At 52.3% G+C, this 16,466-nt stretch carries 13 protein-coding genes and 1 tRNA gene; 10 read left to right on the top strand and 4 right to left on the bottom strand.

Annotated elements, in window-relative coordinates:
- Positions 1 to 250: 250 nt before the first annotated feature.
- Complete coding sequence (locus IAD09_05280) at positions 251 to 4,018, top strand: DUF5123 domain-containing protein (GenBank protein ID HIT81632.1); 3,768 nt, start codon at positions 251 to 253, stop codon at positions 4,016 to 4,018.
- 190 nt (positions 4,019 to 4,208) lie between these two features.
- Entirely contained in the window at positions 4,209 to 5,186 is a 978-nt protein-coding gene (locus IAD09_05275) for a FimB/Mfa2 family fimbrial subunit (protein ID HIT81631.1), read from the top strand.
- 76 nt (positions 5,187 to 5,262) lie between these two features.
- Here the strand turns inward: IAD09_05275 and IAD09_05270 are convergent.
- Positions 5,263 to 5,338: transfer RNA gene (locus IAD09_05270), tRNA-Lys, on the bottom strand.
- Positions 5,339 to 5,441: 103 nt separating this feature from the next.
- Positions 5,442 to 6,578: an AI-2E family transporter gene (locus tag IAD09_05265; GenBank protein HIT81630.1), complete on the bottom strand. Its 1,137-nt coding sequence runs from the start codon at positions 6,576 to 6,578 to the stop codon at positions 5,442 to 5,444.
- A gap of 349 nt (positions 6,579 to 6,927) precedes the next feature.
- On the opposite strand from IAD09_05265, the gene IAD09_05260 reads away from it, so the two are divergent.
- The 3 genes from IAD09_05260 to IAD09_05250 all read left to right on the top strand — a co-directional run bounded on the left by IAD09_05260 (position 6,928) and on the right by IAD09_05250 (position 9,851).
- On the top strand, positions 6,928 to 7,548 hold the full coding sequence (locus IAD09_05260) for a flavodoxin family protein (GenBank protein HIT81629.1): 621 nt from the start codon (positions 6,928 to 6,930) through the stop codon (positions 7,546 to 7,548).
- 154 nt (positions 7,549 to 7,702) lie between these two features.
- Entirely contained in the window at positions 7,703 to 9,184 is a 1,482-nt protein-coding gene (gene dacB, locus IAD09_05255) for a D-alanyl-D-alanine carboxypeptidase/D-alanyl-D-alanine-endopeptidase (GenBank protein HIT81628.1), read from the top strand.
- A gap of 19 nt (positions 9,185 to 9,203) precedes the next feature.
- The gene (locus IAD09_05250) at positions 9,204 to 9,851 is read left to right on the top strand and encodes an HAD family hydrolase (protein HIT81627.1); all 648 of its coding nucleotides are present in this window, start codon (positions 9,204 to 9,206) and stop codon (positions 9,849 to 9,851) included.
- 155 nt (positions 9,852 to 10,006) lie between these two features.
- Here the strand turns inward: IAD09_05250 and IAD09_05245 are convergent, their stop codons facing one another.
- On the bottom strand, positions 10,007 to 11,650 hold the full coding sequence (locus IAD09_05245) for a diphosphate--fructose-6-phosphate 1-phosphotransferase (GenBank protein HIT81626.1): 1,644 nt from the start codon (positions 11,648 to 11,650) through the stop codon (positions 10,007 to 10,009).
- A 316-nt stretch (positions 11,651 to 11,966) separates the two neighbouring features.
- Between IAD09_05245 and IAD09_05240 the strand changes: the two genes are divergently transcribed.
- The 5 genes from IAD09_05240 (at position 11,967) to IAD09_05220 (ending at position 15,367) form a co-directional block, all read left to right on the top strand.
- Complete coding sequence (locus tag IAD09_05240; protein ID HIT81625.1) at positions 11,967 to 12,668, top strand: hypothetical protein; 702 nt, start codon at positions 11,967 to 11,969, stop codon at positions 12,666 to 12,668.
- Positions 12,669 to 12,686: 18 nt separating this feature from the next.
- Positions 12,687 to 13,697: a GGGtGRT protein gene (locus tag IAD09_05235; GenBank protein ID HIT81624.1), complete on the top strand. Its 1,011-nt coding sequence runs from the start codon at positions 12,687 to 12,689 to the stop codon at positions 13,695 to 13,697.
- 182 nt (positions 13,698 to 13,879) lie between these two features.
- On the top strand, positions 13,880 to 14,389 hold the full coding sequence (locus tag IAD09_05230) for a hypothetical protein (protein ID HIT81623.1): 510 nt from the start codon (positions 13,880 to 13,882) through the stop codon (positions 14,387 to 14,389).
- A 104-nt stretch (positions 14,390 to 14,493) separates the two neighbouring features.
- The gene (locus IAD09_05225; GenBank protein HIT81622.1) at positions 14,494 to 14,988 is read left to right on the top strand and encodes a CD225/dispanin family protein; all 495 of its coding nucleotides are present in this window, start codon (positions 14,494 to 14,496) and stop codon (positions 14,986 to 14,988) included.
- Positions 14,981 to 15,367, top strand: coding sequence for a DUF2752 domain-containing protein (locus tag IAD09_05220; protein ID HIT81621.1), 387 nt, complete (start codon positions 14,981 to 14,983; stop codon positions 15,365 to 15,367). The genes IAD09_05225 and IAD09_05220 overlap by 8 nt, the downstream gene beginning before the upstream one ends.
- Positions 15,368 to 15,536: 169 nt before the next feature.
- On the opposite strand, the gene IAD09_05215 is transcribed toward IAD09_05220, so the two are convergent.
- On the bottom strand, positions 15,537 to 16,466 hold the full coding sequence (locus IAD09_05215; GenBank protein HIT81620.1) for an inositol phosphorylceramide synthase: 930 nt from the start codon (positions 16,464 to 16,466) through the stop codon (positions 15,537 to 15,539).

Here is a 16,466-nt window from a genome sequence, read left to right as displayed (position 1 = left end):
TTGCCGCCTTGTTGTCTATGTCTACCAACTGAGCCCCACCAAAGAATTGGGACTGGCCGACATCAAAATTGGCGGACACATCGGCTACACGGCAGGCATCGACGAAACAAAATATTCCGAACGCCCTACTACGGAGAAAAAACTCATATACAATATCTTGGGACAGCCCCTCTCAACTCCGCAAAAAGGGTTCAATATCATCAACGGAGAAAAACAAATCATTCGATAATCACAAAACCTTCTCATACCCATGAAAATACGACATTTTTTCCTTACAACACTCCTTCTCTTACCGGGCTTGACAGGCCATGCCAAGGAGACGTCCGTCGATGTCAATACATTGACATCGGAATTTAACCAAGCCGCCGACCAGGACATCTTACTGCTCGAAAGTGGCACATACAGCGGTCGGCTCACTTTTCCCAACGGAAAGACCCTCACGTTGAAAGCGGCTCCGGGTGCCGAGGTCGTTTTTACCGGTACTTTCACCGGTAACGAAAGCGATACCGATGGCGGCATCATTCTCGACGGATTGGAGATTGCCACCGGAGAAAATTACTTCATCGACATGTCATACGGCAACGTAAAGACAATCACCGTGCGCAACTGCTCCATATCCGACATCGGACGCTGCTTCCTTCGCACCAACAATGCCGGAAAGACCATCGACGCCATCGAATTTACCAACTGCATCATCAGCGATTGCGGGGCCAACGGATACTGTTTCCTCTACCCCCAGCATGGCGTAAAATCGGTATCGGTAAAAAACTGTACCCTCAAAAACTATACGTCGGGCGAGAGCTTTTTCGGGCCCAAGAACACGACATCGGACATCGTCCTGACATTCATTTTTGAAAACAACACCGTATACAAATGGTCTAAAAGCTCGTCGTATGCACTGTGCAAGATAGATGCCAAGTACAGCAACGAATCGACCTACACCTTCCGCAACAACATCATCTCGACAGCCGGTGTAGCCGGGCAAAAACCCCTTGTCATTGCCGCCAAAGGGGGAAGCCTCACCGCCCAAAACAACCTCATCGACAACTACGGCGGATACTCGGTGTCGAATGCCGTAAGTTCGGAGATAGAAGACCTGACTCTCGAATCTTTAGACATCAGCCAAATATTTCCCGACCCTGAAAACGGAGATTTCACGATTGTATCGACCTCGCCTCTCGCCTCAGCCTCGACCGAAGGGGGCGTCATAGGCGACCCGCGTTGGCTGAAAACTTTCTCGCAGGCGGTCACATTGACCACCAACAGCCTGCCACAAGAGGGAGGAACCACCTCACCATTATCGGGTAATTATGAAAAAGGAACCAATGTAACCATATCGGCAACCCATAACTATGGTTACCGTTTCGAGGCTTGGAAAGATGTCGAAGGGAATATCCTCTCTACCGACAACCCCTACACGTTCACCCTTGATGAAGATGTCGAAATATCCGCCACATTTGCTTTGCAAACCCTCTATACCCTGAACATCGGAAAAGAAGGTGAAGGAGCCCCTTGGGGAGAATACATGCTCTCGCCTCAAAAAGAGAACAACCGCTATGAAAGTGGCGAAGAGGTAACCGTCACGGTTGTTCCCAACTCGGTAACCACTTTCTTGTATTGGGGCGACGGAACCGGCGAAAACAAACAAACCGTCGTCATGGACCAAGACCGTGAATTGACCCTTCATTACGATGTCGTTCCCTTTATTGTAGGTTGGGACTTCGACACAGAAAAGAACCCGGCTCGGAACGAACGGCCAGGCGACTACTATTTCAAGAGCGACAACCAAGGGATTATGTCGCTATTCAACGGAGATGGCTCCTCCACCAACTGGGGCGGCTCGGAAAGGACATTCGGCGGGAAGACATTCTTTTGTGCCCGCCGTTACACGAACTTCTCGGATATGGACAACCCCCGCTATATAGTCGCGAAGTTCTCTGCCGCGGGATATGAAAACATCAAGATACACAGCTACATTGCCGCCGACAACAACTGCGTGCACAAAAAACAGAAGATGCAATACTCCATCGACGGCACTCATTTCACCGACTTGGCCGACACGACATTCGCAGGAATAAGCAGCGAGTGGATTGCTTTCGACGCCATGTTGCCCGACACGCTTTCTGAAAACTCAAAAAAGAGCATTTATGTTCGCTGGATAGGTGATGCGACCACCGAGTTGCTTGGCTCGTCATCGGGCAGTGACACCGAGGGATTCTACTTGGCCGACGTCTTTGTATATGCCGACGAGATGCACGTCGATGACTTTACGGCACCACAACTTCTGTCGACCACTCCGGCTCAAAACTCAAACACGGCCTCGGCCAACGGCAACATCGTGCTCACATTCGATGAGAAAGTACAGGCCGGAGACGGCGAAGTAACTCTCAACGGCGAGGTTCTTACCCCGGTATTCGGCAGCAAGACGGCCAGCTATGCCTATTCGGGACTTACCTACGGAACCACCTATAATGTGGTCATTCCCGAAGGTGCCATCACCGACCTGAGCGGCAACCGGTTTGCAGGCGTCACCTTGCAATTTACCACCATGGAACGGCCGCGACCTGCCGCCAAGACTTTCGACGCTGTGGTTGCCGCCGACGGGACAGGTGACTACACCAGCGTGCAGGCGGCCATCGATGCAGCACCGGAAAACAGAAGCAAGCCCTATCTGATTTTCATCAAGAATGGCGTCTACGACGGACTGGTGCGCATACCCGGTAACAAACCCTTTATCCACCTCATCGGTCAGGACCGCGACCGCACCATCATTCAATACAAAATAAATTGTGCCGCCGAAGGAGATGCCGGCTGGGACTTCTCGGCCAACAATGCCGCCTACTATCCGGCAAAAGACGACGGCACGGTAGTGAAGGTTTCGAGCAGCGACTTTTACAGTGAGAATATCTCCTATATCAATACTTGGGGATATGAACAGCAGAACGGACCCATGGCCTTGGCCATGTATACCCGCAACGACCGCCACGCCTTCTATCATTGCAACTTCCGCTCGTTCCAGGATACTTGGCAGACCTCGACCAACCAAGTAAGCGACCGACTCTATGCAAAAGAGTGTTACATCGAAGGTGCAGTCGACTACATCTACGGAGGAGGAGACTGTCTCTTTGAAACCTGCGAACTATATAACCTGCGGTCGACGGGTAGCGTCATCGTAGCTCCGGCCCATAAAGAGGGCACCCGATATGGCTACGTCTTCGAGAGTTGCACCATCGACGGTGTGGTCGACAACAAGGACGCGTTGGGCCGCCCGTGGCACAACAGCCCCATCGCCATATATCTCAACACGACCATGAAACGCATACCCAGTGCCATCGGTTGGAACAACATGGGCACCATTCCTGCTCTCTTTGCCGAATACAACAGCATGGACGCCGACGGCAACCCCATCGACCTGAGTAACCGACGCACACAATACAGCTACACCGAAAACGGCGAAACCATTACCGGCAGCTGCCGCGCCACCATCTCGGCCGAAGAGGCTGCCCGCATGAACTACGACAACATCATACCGGGTGCCGACAACTGGAATCCGCGTCAGTTCTTCGAACCCATCGCTGCCCCCGAAAATGTCCGTAAAAACAAAGACATCTTGTCTTGGGAAGCCTGCGACTATGCCATCTGCTACCTCGTGCTGCAAAACGACTCGGTTGTCGACATCACCACCCAATGCCAAAGTGTGGTCGATGCTTCGGCAAAAAGCGACAGTTTTACCGTAAAAGCCGTGAACGAGTATGGCAGTCTCGGCCCATCGAGCACCGCCCAAGATGGCACATCGGGCAGCAATACCCTGGCAGACGACAACCATCGTCCCGACATGGTTGCCATAGGCGGTAACGGCTATATCGAAATTTTGGTACAGAGCCCTCTTCCTGTGTCGATCCACAATGTCTCAGGCCAACAGGTCAAAGAAGGCACATACCAACCGGGCGTTCACTTCATCACCTCTTTACCCGCAGGCTTTTATCTGGTCAACGGACAAAAAGTCATTGTCAAATAACCCTGCCCTGCCTTTGTGATTCTCAAACGGTACCTTCTATCAAGAAGGTACCGTTTTTGTTTTCCCAGTCAAAAAACAAGAAGCGACACCGACACAAATTTCGATAACAAAACAATGACTACGGGAACTTTACCCCACCATTCTTGTTACAATAGGAAACAAGTCTAAGAAACTCTTTAAACGTACGATTATGAAAAAATGCATGTGGGGAATACTTCCCTTGTTATTACTGGCAATCTCCTGCTCAAAAGACGATGACAAAAAAATCAACACCGACAATACCCCGACGGCAACAGCCCCTCTTGTCACGCCCCGGGTTGCCGTGTATGTCGATGACCCCGAAGGGAACCAGATAGACATGACCGGCATTCTCGAAATATTTCCCTGCATCGGAAACACATCGTTTTACTTCGGGAACTATATCAACAAGAAACTCAGTTCGTTCAACGGCTTCTATCCACTTGAAAACGGAGAAATTCTCGACCAGTATTACCGGCAACTATCGCTCCCGGAAGGAGAATACAACATGGTCTATTGGGGTACACCGGTATATGACGAACCCGAATACAGCCACCCCGCCATCATCACGCCGGGGGTAAGCATCGGCAGCGACATGTCCTCGCTCTATCTGCAACTCCGCGCCAACAATGACAGCACTTACGCACCGGTTTACGACATCGTCCACGCCGTAAAGGAAGCCGACATTACCTATGAAGACCTGAGTGTGGCCCTCACGCGTGTCGTGGCCGGAGTCAAAGTATCGGTAACCATGAACGACAGCAGCACGTTCAGCCCCAACATCGCGTCGATGGAAGTCCGCATCGGCAGCATCGCCGAAAAAATGAATTACTACACGGCCCAAGCCGAGAACAAGACCAAGACGGTCAAATTCGGGCTGGTACGCTCCGACGATGGCAAAACGATGAGCAATGCCACGGTCATGCTCTTCCCCTCGGCCGCCAATCCACTCTTTGAGTTGCGCATCACGATGCAAGACGGCAGCCTGCACAAACTGTCTCAAAACCTCGGAAGTACCCTATCCGCCAATACCCGCCTTACCCTGAATATCGTCATGGGCGACATCATCGTGGGCGAAACATCGGGACACTTCACCATCGAAGAGTGGGAAGAAGACTCAGAAACCATCGAGTTCCCCATCGCTTACTGATGTTCTTTATCGCCCCGGGTTGAAGGGTATATTCGGGGACAAAAAAAGAGAGTTACTGTTGCAGTAACTCTCTTTTTGGTGATCCGCCTGGGGCTCGAACCCAGGACCCCAACATTAAAAGTGTTGTGCTCTACCAGCTGAGCTAGCGAATCATCGCATCGAAAAACATGGTGTTTTTCTCAAATGCGTGGCAAAGGTAAGACTTATTTTACTTCACGCCAAATTTTAAGTCTACTTTTTATGTGTTAAAAAATATTACGCATCATTATTTTTCTCATTTTCAGAATTTTCTATCGGGACATCTTCTTTGGTATCTTCGCGCAAGATATAGCGTTCGTAGTAAGACTGCAAAAGCGTCGTCAGCGGCAGGGCGATAATCATGCCTATCAAGCCCAGCAACGTGCCCCATATCGAAAGGGACAACAGGATTATGGCCGGGTTGAGCCCCATGACATGCCCCATGATGCGCGGCACGAGAATCATATCTTCTATGAGCTGCACGACAACAAAGACAATGACACAGGCAAAGACAAGCCACCAAAAGCTTTGTCCGGGCTCGACCGACTTCAACATGCACAACAGCAGCGTCGGCAAAAAACCGACGACCTGCAAATAAGGAACCATATTGAGCAACCCTATAAAGAGCCCCAGCAAAATGGCCAACGGCAACCCTACTATCGAGAAGCCGATACTGAACAAAATTCCCACCAGGAATGCGACACAAGCCTGTCCGCGGAAATAGCGATTCATGCTCTCCTTCACGTCGTTGAAAATTTCAAGTGTCTTTGTTCGATACCGATTGGGTATCAACGCCTTGAAACCGGAAATGATTTTGTCGTAATCGAGCAAGATAAAAATAAAATAGAGAAAGATGATGAGCCAACTGATGATGTTGATAATCTGATTGACCGAACCGGTGAGCAACGCCCACAACTGTGTAGCCGTTTTTTCTATCAACATACGCCAATCTTGTGGATCCATAGCTTCGGCAATGCGGGTAAAATTGATGCGTTCCTGCAAATAATGATGCCAACTCTCCGGTATAAACGGGGTTATTGATGACCCCCGCGTGAGATAGTCATGAATCAATGTCCGCATTTTCGAAGCCTCTTCAACAATTCCGGGTGTTATCAACCACACAAACAAGGCGATCACCCCACCCAAGATGATTAGTGCCAGGAAAATGGCAATGATGCGTATCTTCACCCGGCAACGATATTGAATGAATTCAACAAACGGATTGACAAGGTAGGCCATGAGCCAGGCTATCAGGAAGGGAAGCAATGCGCTTTTGAGCAAACGTATCAAATAAAAAACGGCAACTATGGCTACCGCCGTAAACAAGATGCGTATCACCCGGTCGAAGGTATAGGGTTGTCGTATTGATTTCATAACTGTTTCCGATATTTTATAAATTGCGTCACCGTAGGAAAAAGCCTCCCGACCGAAAGCCATCATACGTCATGACAAATGTAAGCAAATTCACGGGAATAATCTAATAAAATCGACAGATTACGTCCCGACCTGAAAGGTTTCGCCCCTCTCCAACCCCACTCCATCGGGAATAAAACGACCATAAACAACCGCATGAAAAAGAGCCTCCCGGTCTATCCCAATATCAAGTTGGGACGTTGGAGACGATGCGTCGAATTTTGATAGCATTCTTTTCTGGGCCGACAAAAAATATTACCTTTGTCAGAAAGGAAACGGTTATCATACATCAACCAATCACCATAAAATCATGAAAGTCTTACTCATTAACGGAAGTCCGCACGCAAACGGGTGTACCTATACAGCATTGCACGAAGCAGAAACAACCTTACAAGCCAATGGCATAGAAACGGAAATGCTCTATCTGGGACACAACCCCATTGCCGGTTGCATTGCTTGCGGCAGTTGCCTGAAAACAGGACATTGTTTCCGAGATGACCAGGTGCAGGAAATTCAAAAACGATTGGACGAATTTGACGGAATCATCATCGGCACGCCGGTCTATTTCAGTGCCCCATCGGGACAACTTGTCTCTTTCTTAAACCGTTTATTCTACGCAACCGGCACTCGTTGGGCCGGGAAATTGGGTGCTTCGGTCGTCTCCTGCCGACGAGGCGGAGCATCAGCCACCTTCGAGCAACTCAATCAATATTTCACACTCAACAACATGCCTATTGTCGCTTCTCAATATTGGAACTCGGTCCACGGCTCCAAACCCGAGGACGTAAAGAAAGACGAAGAAGGATTACAGACCATGCGCGTGTTGGGACAAAACATGGCTTGGTTGCTCCGATGCATCGAAGCCGGGAAAAACCAAGGCATAGAAAAACCTGTATATGAACCTCGCCTGAGAACCTCGTTCATACGGTAAATTCTTCTTTGGTATTTGACGATATTCACTTTTACGACATTATCGCCACTCGGTCATACCGGGAAATCAAGGGACAAATTTCCGCCCTTGCCAACAAACCGGGGGAATAAAATATCCCCAATCATGAGTTCGAACAGATTATCTATTTGCCGACATGGGAGCATATAAACCACACCGATGGGTGCCCGTCTTTTTGGCTGCTGCTTTATTCCTGACAATGGGGCAACCGACAGCAGCCCAAGACGTCATACCCCTTTTCCCCATCGGAGGCACAAACGCCTCGTCGGGGATATGCGTCATCGACATTGAGTCGGGGAAGACCGTAGCGGCCTATCAAGCCGAACAGTTCTTCGTCCCGGCATCGACCCAGAAACTCATCACGGCCGCGACCCTGCTGATGTGCCGTCGCCCCGATTGGCAACTGACAACCCGGGTTTTCTACGACGGAGCCGTCTCAAAGCGCGGCCGGCTGCATGGCAATCTCTACATACAGGGGTGCGGTGACCCGTCGCTGGGTTCTCAATATGCCGACACACCGCCCGACCGTTTCATACAAGAGGTCGTAGCCGCGGTAAAAGCGGCCGGCATAACCGCCATCTCGGGCGGCATCGTCGCCGACGACGGAGCTATACCCGACAACCCGGTCGTGAGCAAATGGCTGTGGGAAGACGTGGGGAACTACTATGCGGCCGGGTGTTACGGCATCAACTATGCCGACAACCGCTTCGCCGCCACTTTCAGCACCGGCGAGCCCGACAGCCGTCCCACCTTGCTCGGCATCACGCCCGAAGTGGAGGGCTTGCGCTTCTATTACCCCTATCTGTCGACCAACCGCTCGGGACGCGACAGCGCCTACATCTACGGAGGCCCTTATGAATACACCCGGCGCGTGTTCGGCTCGCTGCCGGCCCATCGAGAGCAATTCACCATCAAAGGAGACCTCCCCGACCCGCCACATTTCCTGGCTTCACAACTGACCGACGCCCTGCGCAAGGCCGGCATAAAAGTTCACGATGAAGCGACCACGGCCCGACGGCTCCACGAATCGGGGCTCACGCTCCCGGACTACGAAACCGACGGGCATCTCCTGTTCCTGCACACCTCCCCCACACTGGCCGAGATGCTGCGGCACACGCTCACCCAAAGCGACAACCTCTATGCCGAAGCCCTTCTGCGACAGGTCGAACTGGCCGTTGCACCCACAGCCACTCTCGCGGGAAGTATCGAAGAGATGAAAACAATTTGGCGCGAAGCCGGATTTTCCATTGACGACGCAACCCTCTATGACGGCTCAGGTCTTTCGCCGCTCAACCGCATCACGCCGCTCATGATGGGGCAGTTGCTGGCTCATGTAGCCCGCTCGGGACAAGGAGGAGACCTCCTTCCCGAGCTCCTGCCGCAACCGGGCGAAGGCACCCTCAAACGGTTCATGGCCGGTTCGCCCCTGGCTCCGACGCTGCATCTCAAAAGCGGAAGCATGACCGGCGTGCAATGTTATGCAGGGTATTACACGGGTAAACGCTCCTACGCCGTAGTCGTGATGGTCAATCACTTCTCCGGCGCCCGGGCCTCGGTGCAAAAAGAGATAGCCGACATGCTCACCCGGGTGTTCACGACACTCGACAACCGCCAATAAACCTCTATTGACTGATCTTATGATAAAGACCGTTATTCTCGACTTTGATGGCACGCTGGCCGACACGCAGACCTGCATCGTCGCCACGACACAGGCCACGCTACACCGGCTGCAACTCCCGGCCGTACTCCAAGAAGAAATCATTTCACGCATCGGGCTTCCCCTGCGTACGGTTCTTGCAGAAGGAGCCCTTATCCCCCAAGGAGACATTCTCGACAAGGCCGTCGATATTTACCGCGAAATCTTCGACGAGATAAGCCCCAATACCACCCGGCTTTTCCCTCGTGTCAAAGAGACGCTGATGAGAATGCACGCCGATGGCACGATCTTGACGATTGCCTCCGGGAAGAGTCGGAGGGTTCTGTTGCAGATGATGCGAGACTTTGACCTTCATGCTTTGGTCAGAGCTATCGTATGCGACGACGACGTAGACCATAAAAAACCGGCACCCGACATGGCCTTGCGGGCGCTGTCACTCACCGGCACCCGACCCGAAGAGGCTTTGGTCGTGGGCGACACGACCTTCGACATCGAGATGGGACGCTCGGCCGGCTGCAAAACCTGCGGCGTGACTTTCGGCAACCACAGCCGCAGCCAACTCCAAGCCGCCGGAGCCGACTTCCTCATCGACGATTTTGCCCAGCTACGCGAAATTGTGCTGGCCTGACGGGAGAGTTAGTACCACGGAACACGGGAAAGCATCTCTGCGTCACGCTCCCAAGATGAAAAGCGAAGGCTTCCGACAACAGGTCGGAAGCCTTCGCTTTCTCTTTATAAGAAAATGTCGGGGCGACAGCATTCTGACGCCCCGACAATAGAATCTTACTGATGTTCAAGACGCAATGTCTCGGTGGGCTGGTCGCACACTTCGGCAGGGCCGAAATACTGGATAGGACCGGGATAGACATAGCAGGTCTCGCGCTCCCACTGCTTGCGTTGCGAAACGAAATACTTGAAAGGTGCTCCGTCGAGTTTCACCAATGCCTTTTGTATCACGGGTTTCAACTCACCGTTGCGGCGCTCCATGTTCATCATCATCGTCACGGGCACACCACCGGCAACCCACTCTTCGGCGGGACGTGTCGTATTGCGCACCGACGACATGTAACCGGTCTTCCCGGCACCGATAAGCATGGCGGCCGTGTAACCGAGCGAATAACAATAGTCGGCATCGAAATTCGAAGGTGCGGCACAACGGCCTTCGTAACCGAAGAAGTGTGTCTGAGCGGCAAATTTGCCCACATACGAACCTTCGGCCTTCATCTCGGCCAAGCGGCGTCCCACCATTTCGGCGAGCAGTTTTTCGGTCTCGATGAGCGACACTTGCACATTGCCGTGCGGGTCGCGGTCGAGCGTAAGCTGACGGGCCACGGTCTCGGGCAACGAGGAATAGATGGCGGCATTCTCGGGCGAAAGATGTTGAATGATGTAATTGATTTGCTCCGATTTCCGCACCATGGCATATTCGTGGCCATGATTGGCCAGGAAATCGTTCAATTCGGCAATGAGTTTCTTCATGGCCGGTATAAACTCGATGAGTCCTTCGGGAATGAGCACGGTTCCGAAGTTATTGCCTTCGGATGCCCGCACGGCAACCGCATTGGCGATGTAATTGACAATGTCGTCGAGAGTCTGCTGCTTGGCCTCGACCTCCTCGGAGATAAGGCAGATGTTGGGTTGGGTCTGCAATGCACACTCCAAAGCGATGTGCGAAGCCGAACGTCCCATGAGTTTGATAAAGTGCCAGTATTTCTTGGCCGAGTTGCAGTCGCGCTGTATGTTGCCAATCACCTCGGAATAGACCTTGCAAGCGGTATCAAAACCAAACGAGCTCTCAATCATCTCGTTTTTCAAGTCACCGTCGATGGTCTTGGGGCAGCCGATCACCTGCACCCCGGCACCGATTTGCTTGTAATACTCGGCCAACACGCAGGCATTGGTGTTGGAGTCGTCACCACCGATAATGACCAACGCCGAGATATTGAGGTCTTTGAGAATTTGAAGACCTTTGTCGAACTGCTCTTTCTTTTCGAGTTTGGTACGTCCCGAACCGATGATGTCGAAACCGCCCGTATTGCGATATTCGTCGATAATTTCATCGGTGAGCTCGATATACTTGTGGTCGATGAGACCGGCCGGGCCAAGCAGGAATCCGAAGAGACGCGAACCCTTGTTCATCTTCTTGATGCCGTCGAAAAGACCGGCAATGACATTGTGCCCGCCGGGAGCCTGGCCACCCGAGAGAATCACGCCGACATTCAGCGCAGGATAAGATTGTTCTTCACTGCTCGGCTCAAAAGCCAGAACAGGCATACCATAGGTATTGGGGAAAAGGGCGGCAATCTCGTCTTGGTCGGCAACCGATTGTGTCGGAGCCCCCTCCTTGATGCGCACCGCCCCCTTCAAAGACTTGGGCAACTTGGGCTGATATGCGGCACGAGCTACCTGCAATGCACTCTTTTTCATAGATATTCGATTTTGATGAGTTAACGTGTATTTTTAAATAAGTCTTACAAATATGCGTTTTTTTTTACGGATTGCCAAATAATCCCTCCCATTTTAGAAAAAAAATCGAACGACACCCGTTTTCCCCTTTTGGGGATATTGCCTGATTGGGAAAAAAAACATACCTTTGTCCCAATTTCGGCTCGGTCATAACGGGCTCAACCCCTATGGGCGGAGAGCCTCGCAAAGAATAACAACATCGCCGGGCACAAAGTTTTGCACCCATAATTGAAGAATTCAAGACACATTATATTATCCAATTAAAAACCAGAGCATTATGATCTATTCACAGGAAGTAGAACACATGTGTGTTGTAAAAAAGGGCCCCAACCACGGTCCCGCACCTATTCCCGAAGAAGGAAAATGGGTGAAAGCCAAAGAAATCATCGATATCTCGGGTCTGACCCACGGTGTGGGCTGGTGCGCTCCCCAACAAGGCGCTTGCAAACTGACGCTTAACGTAAAAGACGGTGTCATACAAGAAGCCCTCGTCGAGACCATCGGTTGCTCGGGCATGACCCACTCGGCCGCCATGGCATCGGAAATTCTCCCCGGCAAGACCATTCTCGAAGCCCTTAACACCGACCTCGTATGCGACGCCATCAACACCGCCATGCGCGAACTGTTCTTGCAAATCGTTTACGGCCGTTCGCAATCGGCCTTCTCCGAAGGCGGCCTCATGATAGGCGCCGGCCTCGAAGACCTGGGCAAAGGTCTCCGCAGCCAGACGGGTACCCTCTACGGCACCCTCGCCAAAGGTCCCCGCTACCTCGAAATGGCCGAAGGTTACATCAAAACGCTCGCCCTCGACAAGAACGACGAAATATGCGGTTATGAATTTGTGCACCTGGGCAAATTCATGGACGAAATCAAGAAAGGTACCGACGCCAACGAAGCCTTGAAAAAAGTAACCGGTACCTACGGTCGCTTCTCGAAAGAGGCCGGTGCAGTAAAATACATTGACCCACGAAAAGAATAACAAGGAGGACAAGACACTATGATAAGAGAAGTAAAATTCGAGAGCCAAGAACGCCGTATCAAACAAATCATCGCTGCTCTCAACGAAAACGGCATCAAAGACATCGAAGAGGCAAACGCCATCTGCGACCAATATGGTCTTGACCCCTACAAAACCTGCGAAGAGACCCAACCCATCTGCTTCGAAAACGCCAAGTGGGCCTACGTCGTAGGTTGCGCCATCGCCCTGAAAAAAGGCTGCAAAAACGCCGCCGAAGCTGCCGAAGCCATCGGTATCGGCCTGCAAGCCTTCTGCATTCCCGGCTCGGTAGCCGACGACCGCAAAGTAGGTCTCGGCCACGGTAACCTCGCCGCCCGTCTGCTGCGCGAAGAGACCAAATGCTTCGCCTTCCTCGCCGGCCACGAATCGTTCGCTGCCGCCGAAGGCGCCATCAAAATCGCCGCCAAAGCCGACAAAGTGCGCAAAGAGCCCCTGCGCTGCATCTTGAACGGTCTCGGAAAAGACGCCGCCCAAATCATCTCGCGCATCAACGGGTTCACCTATGTTCAGACCCAGTTTGACTACTACACCGGCGAGCTGAAAGTCGTTCGCGAAATCGCCTACTCCGACGGTCCCCGCGCCAAAGTAAAATGCTACGGCGCCGACGACGTGCGCGAAGGCGTGGCCATCATGTGGCACGAAGGCGTAGATGTATCCATCACGGGTAACTCGACCAACCCCACCCGCTTCCAACACCCCGTAGCCGGCACTTACAAGAAAGAGTGCATCGAAAGAGGCAAAAAATACTTCTCGGTAGCATCGGGCGGCGGAACGGGCCGTACCCTCCACCCCGACAACATGGCCGCCGGCCCCGCCTCATACGGTATGACCGACACGATGGGCCGCATGCACAGCGACGCCCAGTTCGCCGGTTCTTCGTCGGTACCCGCACACGTCGAGATGATGGGCTTCCTCGGTATCGGCAACAACCCCATGGTAGGTTGCACCGTAGCCTGCGCCGTCGACGTAGCCACCGCCCTCAACAAGTAACATAGAAAAATTATCCGCCTTCAAGCCCCCTGAGAAAACCTCATCAGGGGGCTTTTTTTATGCACTTGACAAGAAATTCGTCTGGATACTTAAAAAAAAGAAGAATCTGAGTAAATGAATCACAATCATTATTACTTTTGTGTCATAACCGGAAAAACGAAATCACACCAAACAAATCTGTCATGAAAACCAAACGTCTGTTTTTAGTTCTATTTGCAAGCATCATAGGCTGTGTATGCACACTCTCTTCCTGCGCCAAAGAGGGCGACTTGGGCGACCAAATGAGTGCTTGGGGAAATACAGGTGAAAACTCTTCGGGCTCAAACAAAGGCGGCGTACCGGAATATCTCCCGAGCGGAACCCTCATCAAATGGAACGGAAGCTACACCAGCGGAGGCAAAGAGTATGCCGAGTTGGACGCCCAACTCACCATCTTGAACGAGACCGACTGCCTCAGCAGCTGGTCACCCGATTGGGGAACCTACACCTACGCCAAAACCAGTGAAAACACCGCCCGATTGAGTTTTTCCGTGGCACAAAGGTTATCGAGCGGCGTGCGCTCGTTCCAATACACGACAACCCTCACCTTCACCGAAGGCAATAAATTCGTGATGACCGGCACGCGGTTTGTTTACAGCTCCATCACCGGCTCGGCCACTGCCCAACTGCACTGCACGGGCTCCATCAACTGACGGCTCGATTGCCTCTTGCGCGGTGGGAATCCATCGGTCGAAAGACGCCGATGCCTCCTGCCTACCCAAATGACGCTATTGATTACCCCATATATCCCTACACTATGGAATTTTACATTTTAATCGACGGAAAAACCGAAGGGCCGTTCAGTCTCGAAAAGTTGAAAGAGATGCCCGTTACGCCGCAAACGAAAGTTTGGCGACAAGGCATGCCCGAATGGCTGCCGGCCGAACAAGTGGGCGAATTGAATTTCTTGTTCGGCACGCCTCCTCCCGCACCGGCCATGGACGACAACCGCCGCCAAGCCGAATCGTCTACGTTAAAAATCGCACCGCGCACCTGGCTGGTTGAGTCTATCCTCATAACGGTACTCTGCTGCCTGCCTTTCGGCATCGTCGGCATTGTCTATGCCAGCAAAGTGAGCTCCTTGCTGAACATAGGGCAATATGATGAAGCCGTAGCGGCAAGCAAAGAGGCTGGGAAATGGGTAAAAATAGGATTCATAACCGGTCTCATCGGCATTATCCTGTATGTTCTCGTCGTATTCCTCGTCATATACACGACCGACACCTCTGACATGTCATATATCGATGTATAAAGCCAGAATAAAAAAGAAACACATCGCATGGACGCTTCTCGTCCTTGTGATGTGTTTTATTTTTTACACGCTCGACCCAAGCGAATGCCGGGTGTTTCCCCGCTGTCCGTTTCTCACGCTCACCGGGTGGGAATGTCCCGGCTGCGGCAGCCAACGGGCTTTGCACAGCCTGCTGCATCTGCACCTTGCCGACGCCCTGCGTTACAACGCCTTGCTGCTACTCTCGATTCCCTATATCGCGTTGCTCCTTTTCGCCGAAGCCTACCGCACGCGATTTCCCAAATTCTATCTGCGCGTGCACAAGCCCGTCTATGTATGGAGCTATCTCGCAGCCGTCATTCTCTGGGGAGTGGGGCGCAACCTTGTCGTGGGGGTCTGACGACTGGACGCCCGAAAATACCCCATCTTACAAATAAAGAAAACCTCCAATCGGCGGCCGATGTGGTCGCCGATTGGAGGTTTATACCGTTTCGGAACAACAGAAAATCTCTGTTTCCGATAGATATTTTTCTTCCTCTCTGAGAAGCATGCCGCTTTCACGCTGCCGCTCACGACACATAGGCGGTGTACCGCTCCATGAAACGGCGGAAGGCCGGCCAGCGCATCAAGACCTGTTCGAAAAGCAAGATACCCACCAAGGCACAGAGTATGCCCAGCAGCACGTCGATGAGATAATGATGGCCCGAATAGACGGCCGTGAACCAGATTCCCACCGTGATGACACCAAAAAGGGCAATGAGCCACTTCTTGCAACGTCCCATGATGGCGTAGACAAAAGCGACGAGCACATAGGCCGAGTGCAACGAAGGCAATGCCGCAAAGACATTGGCATTGCGGCCATACATGGGGGCAAAAATCTCCATGCCCACCAAGGCGTCGAAGCGGCCCAGCCCGGCCACATTCCCGGGCGTACCGAGAACCGGTTCAAAGCCATACTCCATGACATACCAGGGCGGAGCCGCAGGGTGTATATAATATCCGGCAAATCCGATGAGATTGACCAGCAAAAAGACGACAGAAAACCGCAAGGCCAACGCCCGACGCCCCCGGAGAAAAAGGAAGAGGGCAAAAAGTACCGGCACCGGCACCCAACAGAGATAGAACAGGCCGGCAAAGAAATCGGCCACAACGGCATGGTGCTCGTTGAAAAACTCGCAAAGGGTCATTCGCACGCCATCGACATCGATGCCGAAAAGGGTTTTCTCGGCCGTATAAAGGCCGGCCACATCGATGTCGTTGACCTTGTAATTGGGCCACACCCGCATCCAGTCATACGAGACGGCAAATATAACAAACGGCAGAAGGGTCATGAGCAGCTTGCGGGTGTAGGGCGAGGCAAAAAACAGGACGCCGAGGAGCACCGCCATCGCCACATGTTCGGGCCGCAGGCCGATAAACAGAGCGGTCATGAGCAGAAAAAGGAGCAAGACGGCCACAGCCGTGAGCGAATCCTTCCGACGGTGAAAAGAGGTTGTCAT

This window comes from Candidatus Caccoplasma merdavium (assembly GCA_018715595.1).
GTDB classification, from domain to species: Bacteria; Bacteroidota; Bacteroidia; order Bacteroidales; family UBA11471; genus Caccoplasma; species Caccoplasma merdavium.
Note: the sequence above shows the minus strand (reverse complement) of the source record. Positions and strands in the feature narration are given on the sequence as shown.

What these genes read in the sequence shown, in the direction of transcription:
- IAD09_05280 (HIT81632.1), top strand. Translation starts at nt 251, where the DNA reads ATGAAAATACGACATTTTTTCCTTACAACACTCCTTCTCTTACCGGGC.
- IAD09_05275 (HIT81631.1), top strand. Translation starts at nt 4,209, where the DNA reads ATGAAAAAATGCATGTGGGGAATACTTCCCTTGTTATTACTGGCAATC.
- IAD09_05265 (HIT81630.1), bottom strand. Translation starts at nt 6,578, where the DNA reads ATGAAATCAATACGACAACCCTATACCTTCGACCGGGTGATACGCATC.
- IAD09_05260 (HIT81629.1), top strand. Translation starts at nt 6,928, where the DNA reads ATGAAAGTCTTACTCATTAACGGAAGTCCGCACGCAAACGGGTGTACC.
- dacB (HIT81628.1), top strand. Translation starts at nt 7,703, where the DNA reads ATGGGAGCATATAAACCACACCGATGGGTGCCCGTCTTTTTGGCTGCT.
- IAD09_05250 (HIT81627.1), top strand. Translation starts at nt 9,204, where the DNA reads ATGATAAAGACCGTTATTCTCGACTTTGATGGCACGCTGGCCGACACG.
- IAD09_05245 (HIT81626.1), bottom strand. Translation starts at nt 11,650, where the DNA reads ATGAAAAAGAGTGCATTGCAGGTAGCTCGTGCCGCATATCAGCCCAAG.
- IAD09_05240 (HIT81625.1), top strand. Translation starts at nt 11,967, where the DNA reads ATGATCTATTCACAGGAAGTAGAACACATGTGTGTTGTAAAAAAGGGC.
- IAD09_05235 (HIT81624.1), top strand. Translation starts at nt 12,687, where the DNA reads ATGATAAGAGAAGTAAAATTCGAGAGCCAAGAACGCCGTATCAAACAA.
- IAD09_05230 (HIT81623.1), top strand. Translation starts at nt 13,880, where the DNA reads ATGAAAACCAAACGTCTGTTTTTAGTTCTATTTGCAAGCATCATAGGC.
- IAD09_05225 (HIT81622.1), top strand. Translation starts at nt 14,494, where the DNA reads ATGGAATTTTACATTTTAATCGACGGAAAAACCGAAGGGCCGTTCAGT.
- IAD09_05220 (HIT81621.1), top strand. Translation starts at nt 14,981, where the DNA reads ATGTATAAAGCCAGAATAAAAAAGAAACACATCGCATGGACGCTTCTC.
- IAD09_05215 (HIT81620.1), bottom strand. Translation starts at nt 16,466, where the DNA reads ATGACAACCTCTTTTCACCGTCGGAAGGATTCGCTCACGGCTGTGGCC.